General features: G+C 47.8%; 6 protein-coding genes. All 6 read right to left on the bottom strand.

The window, feature by feature from the left end:
- Positions 1–71: 71 nt before the first annotated feature.
- From MKY98_RS00415 to fabI, 6 genes are read right to left on the bottom strand one after another with little or no spacing between them, the layout of a single operon-like run.
- On the bottom strand, positions 72–479 hold the full coding sequence (locus tag MKY98_RS00415; RefSeq protein ID WP_069011245.1) for a 3-hydroxyacyl-ACP dehydratase FabZ family protein: 408 nt from the start codon (positions 477–479) through the stop codon (positions 72–74).
- A gap of 4 nt (positions 480–483) precedes the next feature.
- Entirely contained in the window at positions 484–1,725 is a 1,242-nt protein-coding gene (gene fabF, locus MKY98_RS00410) for a beta-ketoacyl-ACP synthase II (RefSeq protein ID WP_069011244.1), read from the bottom strand.
- 23 nt (positions 1,726–1,748) lie between these two features.
- A complete protein-coding gene (locus tag MKY98_RS00405) occupies positions 1,749–3,449 on the bottom strand; it encodes a thiamine pyrophosphate-binding protein (RefSeq protein WP_069011243.1) in 1,701 nt (566 codons plus the stop codon).
- Positions 3,446–4,669, bottom strand: a complete 1,224-nt coding sequence (locus tag MKY98_RS00400; protein ID WP_069011242.1) for an aldehyde dehydrogenase family protein — start codon at positions 4,667–4,669, stop codon at positions 3,446–3,448. The genes MKY98_RS00405 and MKY98_RS00400 overlap by 4 nt, the downstream gene beginning before the upstream one ends.
- A gap of 44 nt (positions 4,670–4,713) precedes the next feature.
- Positions 4,714–6,174: a class I adenylate-forming enzyme family protein gene (locus MKY98_RS00395; protein ID WP_069011241.1), complete on the bottom strand. Its 1,461-nt coding sequence runs from the start codon at positions 6,172–6,174 to the stop codon at positions 4,714–4,716.
- A gap of 12 nt (positions 6,175–6,186) precedes the next feature.
- Positions 6,187–6,957 (bottom strand): enoyl-ACP reductase FabI, encoded by a 771-nt coding sequence (gene fabI / locus MKY98_RS00390; RefSeq protein ID WP_029514642.1) that lies wholly within the window; start codon positions 6,955–6,957, stop codon positions 6,187–6,189.
- Positions 6,958–7,042 lie beyond the last annotated feature (85 nt).

Here is a 7,042-nt window from a genome sequence, read left to right as displayed (position 1 = left end):
TGTGAATATCCTCCCGCTGCACCTGGCAGTCAGGAGGACAAAAGGACAGTTTAACGTGCGCTTCCACCCCGTCATTGATCCAGTGAAACAATTTCTTCCGCCTCAACCACCAATTGATCCCCTACGGAAGCCCGACCGCTTCCAAGAATATAGCCCCGCCGACGCTTGATCACTTCAAAATAGAGATCAATTCGGTCCCCAGGCTTCGCCAAGCTGTGGAATCGAATTCCATTCAGGTTAGTCAGGTATGAAATGCCTTTTTTATCAATCGCAGCGAACGCCGCCAATTGTGCAAGCGACTCCACAATCAACATAGGAGGCATGTATGGATTAGTGTCTGTAATGAACCACTCACTCCAGGTGACAAGCTTGTATCCCTTCGCCCATTGCGACGTTTCGTACCCGGTCACGCCATCCAACAGAAGAAATGGGTACCGGTGCGGAAGCACATCCGGGATATGGATTAGCTCTTCGCTCACAGGCTTATTCCCCTTCCCACTTGCGAACAGCAAGGCAGACGTTGTGCCCTCCGAAACCAAATGAATTGCTAATCGCCGCGCGGACCTTGCGTTCCTGATATACATGCGGCACAAAATTCAATTCAGGAGCCTCAGGATTGTCGCAATTGAGTGTCGGTGGTACTTTGCTGTGAATCATACTCTGCACAGTCGCAATTAACTCGACTGCCCCTGCACCGCCCATTAAATGGCCAGTCATGGATTTAATAGACGATATCGCCAAACGGGGGGCATGCTCCCCGAACACTTTTTGAATAGCATTAATCTCCATACGATCATTAAATGGCGTACTCGTACCGTGGGCATTGACATAGTCGATTTCCTGCGGTGTTAAGCCGCCATCCTGCAGTGCGATGTTGATCGCTTCTGCCGGGCCGGAGCCAGAGGGATCTGGAGCCGTGATATGATACGCATCCGTTGTGCATCCGTAACCCACAACTTCGGCCAGAATGGTGGCTCCGCGGTTCAAAGCATACTCCAACTCCTCCAGCACCAAGACTCCTGCTCCTCCACCGATGACGAATCCATCACGATCCACATCAAACGGACGACTAGCCTTCTGCGGCTCTTCATTACGTCTGGAGAGAGCATGAATATTCGCAAATGATGCCAGATCAAGCTGACTAAAATTGGCTTCTGCTCCACCGGCAACCACGGCATCAGCCGTGCCGTACTGGATCGTACGTAATGCCTCACCGATGGCATTGCTTCCTGTAGCACAAGCTGTAACCACAGCAAACGAAGGCCCCTTGGCCCCAATAGCAATGGAGATTTCACCAGGTGCTGAATTAATCATCATCGAGGAAACAAAATAAGGAGAAACTCTTTTGGGACCAAGCTTTGTTAATTTCCCATAGTTCTCCTCTATAACGTCGAGGCCGCCTGCTCCAGAGCCGACAATAACCCCCACGCGACTTGCATTCCGCTCATCAATCACTAATTTGGATTGCTCCACCGCCTGCCGGGCAGCCGCCAAAGCAAACTGAGTGAACTGTGCCACTTTATTAGCTTCCTTCTTACTCATATATTGCAATGGGTCAAAGCCCGTAACCTGTGCACCGATCTTTGTCGGAATGTCCGCTGTATCGAAAACAGTGACCGGTCCAATTCCGCTTTTTCCTTTCAACAGTGAATTCCAGAAATCCGTAAGATTAAGCCCAACCGGCGTTACGACTCCCTGTCCAGTCACTACAACACGTCTTCTCACTGTATCCACGTCCTTCGTTGAAATTAATTCTTGGAAGCCTGTTGCTCGTAGAGAGGAAAGTCGCCATACACATGGCTGATTTTTTCATGCACATCCGCAAGATCAGCATATACCTCGACGACCACAAGCTTGTTCTCCTGATACTTTTGCCAAGCAAGCTGAAGCTGTTCCCGTGCCTCTCCCTTACTCCGAATTGCGAGGCTCTCTACAAACTCATACTGGGGAATTTGAATTCCTGTCTTGGCCGCCTCAGAAACAAACGGGAGGGACTGCCCTGTGAGATGCTTATAATTCATCTGATTCTGTAACCAACCATACCCACCATTATTGAGTACGACATAGATTAATGGTATTTGATACTCCACCGCCGTCATAAAATCCGAACAGAAGAGATTGAACGCACCGTCACCTACAAGTGCCACTACTGGACGTTGCGTTGCCACACTTGCTCCCAGAGCAGCAGCCGCACCGAATCCTAGGCTTGTTTGATCACTAGGAACAATCGAAAGAGAGCCTTGGGCAAAGCGGAAATATGGATAAAAATAGGACCACATATCCTGCAATCCATTCTCTTGAAGAAGCACCAGATTTTCGGGGAACTCCGTCTGAATCATGTCCAACAGCTCAGGAACGTGGATCCCAGGAGCCTTTTGCAATTCCTCCAGATAGATAGCCCTATGAGAAAAAGCCTTCTCTTTACAGCTCCTGATTGTTTCAAGCCACACTCCATCAGGCTTCTGCCCTAGCCGATCATGCCATTGCTCCACTGCTGCATATCCATCACCAAGCACTTTGATACCCCTGTATTCGTGTGCAAAATCCTCCAGATTTACATTGACTTGAATCAAAGGTGTATCCTGTAGCAGAATATCCCACTCGAACGTAGCCGTTTCTTCCAAGCGGCTGCCCAGTGTGATCACCACATCAGATTCCTTCCAGATTTGTCTTAGACTGAGATCCGTATAGAGTCCGGCAACACCGCAGAAAAGTTCGTGTTCTTCATCCACTACACCCCGTCCCGAGGCAGTTGCGAACAAGGCCGCTCCATGTTGGTGAGCGAACCGCTCAATCACATCACCTGTACCTGACTTCATTCCCCCTCCGACTAGAATGAGCGGCCTGCGCGCCGTCTTTATAATCGCCCAAGCCGCATCCAACTCCCGACGAGACGGAGAGCACGACAGCTTTTCTGGTGGGGTAAACTGAAGCCCTGTTGGCACAGGCTGGTCCATCAGGTTTTCAGGGAGTTCGATATAGACAGGACCCGGTGCTCCATTGATAGCCAAAAAGGCAGCCCGCTCCATCGCCCATACAAGCCGATCCACATGCTCGACACGATAAGCCCATTTTACGAGCGGCTTCACGAGTGAAATTTGATCGGCTTCCTGAAAGGATCGGGTACCCAGCTTGTCTCCGCCAGTACCAAGCGCCAGAAGCAGGAGCGGAGCGCCCAGGTTCTTGGCTTCCAGCAGCCCTGTAAGTGTATTACTGAGCGCAGGGCCTTTCCCCACAACACATACGGACATCTGGTTGGTGGTGAGCGCATAACCTGCTGCCATGAACACAGCATTACGTTGATCTTTGCACAAAATAAAATCCATACCGGATGAGGGGAGTGACGATACGATTTTGAGATCATCACTTGGTAATCCAAAGAGATGCTGAACCCCAGCCGATTTTAAGTAGCCAATAATGGCATCCCAGGGGAAGAAGCTCGCAGTCATACCAAACTCCTCTTTTCCGACAAATATTCTGCGACAATTTCTGAAATCAAGATCGGCTTCGAAATGAGCTTGAAATCGTAAAAAATATAGTTCGACATCGTGCCGTAGCCACCAAAAGGCTTATTGCCTTGATCCACATCCTCAAGCGTCTGATTAATGGTCAATGTGTGCTTCTTTCGTAGAACGTCAGTCAGGTGCTCCGATCCGTATAAGCTGCAACCCATTGCACGTTCACTGAAATAACTGGAGGAAATACGCTTGATCAGTTGCTCGTCGTCTTGGTAGCTAACTACATTGAAGACTGGCGAAAAATACTCAATAATCTCCAGATTCTGATCCAATTCACTATATACAACCGTTGGCTCCATCTTTTTCGTACGGAAATCAATGCCGCCGCCGTAAATAATAAATTTGTCGTTCGTGTTAAAATACTCAGAAACCGAATATAGCGTGTCTTTGTAGAATATAGGGGTATAGTTTGCGTTCGGATCATTGTTGGCTCCAAACACGAGTTGGTCAAGCTGTTGAATCAGCAGATCTTTGAAATGCTCACTCACATCTTGATGTACCAGAATGATGTCGGGGCCTAGGCAGTCTTGTCCAGAGTTGAACAATCTCATTCGGATTACATCGGTAACCGCCAGCTCCAGATCTGCATCAGGCCCGATAATGAAAGGATTTAGCCCTTGTCCGTAAAAAATGTAGAGCTGATCTTTTCGAATCTGTTTTTTGATCTTCTCTGCATTGGTATAGCTTCCGGTGAACACCACAATATCAGCTGGCATAACGGAATTCTCCATGAACACCTTCTGGCTAACTTTACGAATATAGATGGGTAATCCATGTACAGCCTGAAGCTTTTCATGCAGCATGTTGACGTACTCATTTACGTGAGAAGAAGGGCGAAAGTCTATATTTTCAACGTACAGGGACGGAATCAAAAGGTATAATGCATAGGAGTATAAAATGACGTTGGAAGGCATGAATACAGCCATAGATCGTTGCCGACTTGGCTGATAGGTCTGCACTTCTTGCAGAGCACCTTGAAGTGTGAGGATCGTGGAGTCAATTTCTGCATTGGCGGCCCGATAGGATGAAAATTGCGTGAGAATATCCATCACTTCCTGCCGATTTTCAATCAAATAATTGAGGCATTTCAGAATAGATTCATGCCTTTCCAAAAACAGTGTGTTTTCTGCCAATTCTGGATTTATATTCATGGCACATTCTCCCTTTCCTATATGCGGTTTTGGTAAATATCTTGCTATACTTTGCGAGAAGCAACTTTTTCCAGGGCAATACGCTCCATCTCCAAACGATCCACTTTTCCATTGCGATTTAAAGGAAAGTGGTCGAGCGGAAGCAAAAGATCGGGAAACATGTATGAAGGGAGCACACGATTTATTTCTTTGCGGAGTACAGACAAGGCTTGCAAGGATTCGCCTTCGATGAAGGCAACAAGTAATGTCCCTTTAGCCTCATCCTCCAAGGTGATCACGCAGGATCGGTAACCTAGAGAACCAATCCGGTCCTCAATATAGACCGGAGATACCATATAGCCCATCCGGTTGACCGTCTTGCCGCTGCGTCCAATGACATACAGCATTCCGTCATCCAGATAGCCCAGATCCCCCGTCTTGAACCAACCGTCCTGTAGAACGGATTGCGTCAGGTCTGGACGATTCAGATAACCTTCCATGCATCCAGCACTGCGTATCCACACTTCGCCTACGACACCGTCCGTCTGCTGTTTGCCTGTAGAATCTAGTATTTTCAAATCCACACCAGGTAATGGTAGTCCACAACCCTTCGGACACTCTAGCGTCCCCAGCGTAACGTTGCCCAGTTCAGAAAGACCGTAACCATTCAGCAGGGGCTGTCCAAATATGTTGTTAAATTTCTCTTCAAGGTCTTGGGTAAGTGGAGAACCGCCTACGCACCACATGCGCACCGGGGCTTCCTTGACCATTTCCAGTTGTTCGGGTTTTCGGTTTAGCATACGCAACAAGGTGTAAAAAGCAGAGGGGTTAGCATCTACGACCGTCGCCCGGTCTTTCGTAATACTTGCAATGACGCTCCAGAGGTTTTTTGGATTGCAGATGATGAGAGAACATGAGGTTAACCACCAGGAGAAGATAAGTGAGATTCCATAAAAATGAGAGAAAGGCACAACGGGGAGCATATGGTCAGACGGTAGGTAGTTCATGGCGTGTATGGAATGCCTGATGTTCTCCATAAAAGCTGAACCAGCTTTCACGATTCCCTTGGGTTTTCCCGTCGTACCTGAAGAATACAGAATGAGCGCATCTGGCCTCTCGCACCACTTGTTAAAGTCGAGGGCTTCAAGCTTTGGCTCTCCCACCCAATCCGGGTGCACTGTTTCTTCTTGAATCAGATCTTGAATCAGAATAACGAGTGCATGAGGAAGTTCTAAATCGGAATCCGTAAGGATGCAACAGGCATCCGCTTCATCATAGATTTGGGCCACCTCATCGAGCACAGTCTGCTCGTCCACCACAGTCACCGAAACAGCGATATTGCACAGGGAGAACAGAGACACAACAAACCAATAAGAATTGGCCGCTTTCAGAATCACTCTACCGTCTTCGGGAATGCCTCTGAGAGTCAACATCCGGGAGAAGATCGTAACGTCTCGCTCCAGACGCTCCCTGGTCATAATTCCTTCAGATGAGATAATCCGGCAATCCGTATGCGTAATAAGCACAACGTTCCCTCCTTACATCCCCGTAATATGGTATCCAGCATCTACATGGATAACTTCACCCGTAATGCCTCTCGATAAATGGGAAAATAGGAATAACGCCGTATCTCCGACTTCAGACGTATCAACCGTCTTGCGTAAGGGCGTAGTTTCTTCAATATGTTTGAGCATTGTGTTAAAATCCTTAATGCCATAGGCAGCCAAAGTCCGTATCGGACCAGCGGAAATCGCATTTACACGAATGCCATATGTGCCCAGATCATTCGACAGATAGCGCATGCTGGCTTCCAGTGAAGCCTTCGCCACACCCATAACATTGTAATTTTTGATCGCTCGTTCTGCGCCAATATACGTCATGGTGACGATACTCCCACCCTCTGTCATCAGTGGGTACACTCGACGGGATACAGCAGCCAAGGAATAGGCGCTGATTTCTTGTGCAACGGCGAATCCCTCGCGAGAAGTGTCAACGAACAAGCCATCCAAATCCTCAGCCTTAGCATAGGCGACACTGTGAAAATAACCATGCAACACGCCTACTTTTTCTTTTAGAAAATCCGCCAATGCATCAAGCTCTTCATTGCTTTGTACATCGCAAGGACAGACCAGTGCTCCCGGAATGGTTTCAGCAAGCTTTAGTACCCGCTCTGCAACCCTCTCATTTTCGTAAGTAAAAATGAGTTGTGCCCCTTCAGCAGCTAAAGATTGAGCTGTCCCCCAAGCAATACTCCTGTTATTAGCCACGCCCATAATCAAAATGTTCTTACCGCTCAGTAGTACTGCCACAGAAACCACCTTTCTTTTTTTACATTATTAAACAAAATAACAACTTAATTGCGTATGTCTACATTTATAGACATATGTAATCTTT

Source organism: Paenibacillus sp. FSL M8-0228, assembly GCF_038007385.1.
GTDB lineage: Bacteria > Bacillota > Bacilli > Paenibacillales > Paenibacillaceae > Paenibacillus > Paenibacillus polymyxa_D.
Note: the sequence above shows the minus strand (reverse complement) of the source record. Positions and strands in the feature narration are given on the sequence as shown.

Bases quoted from the DNA above. Each gene is read 5' to 3' on its own strand.
- MKY98_RS00400 (WP_069011242.1), bottom strand. From the start codon at position 4,669: ATGAATATAAATCCAGAATTGGCAGAAAACACACTGTTTTTGGAAAGG.
- MKY98_RS00405 (WP_069011243.1), bottom strand. From the start codon at position 3,449: ATGACTGCGAGCTTCTTCCCCTGGGATGCCATTATTGGCTACTTAAAA.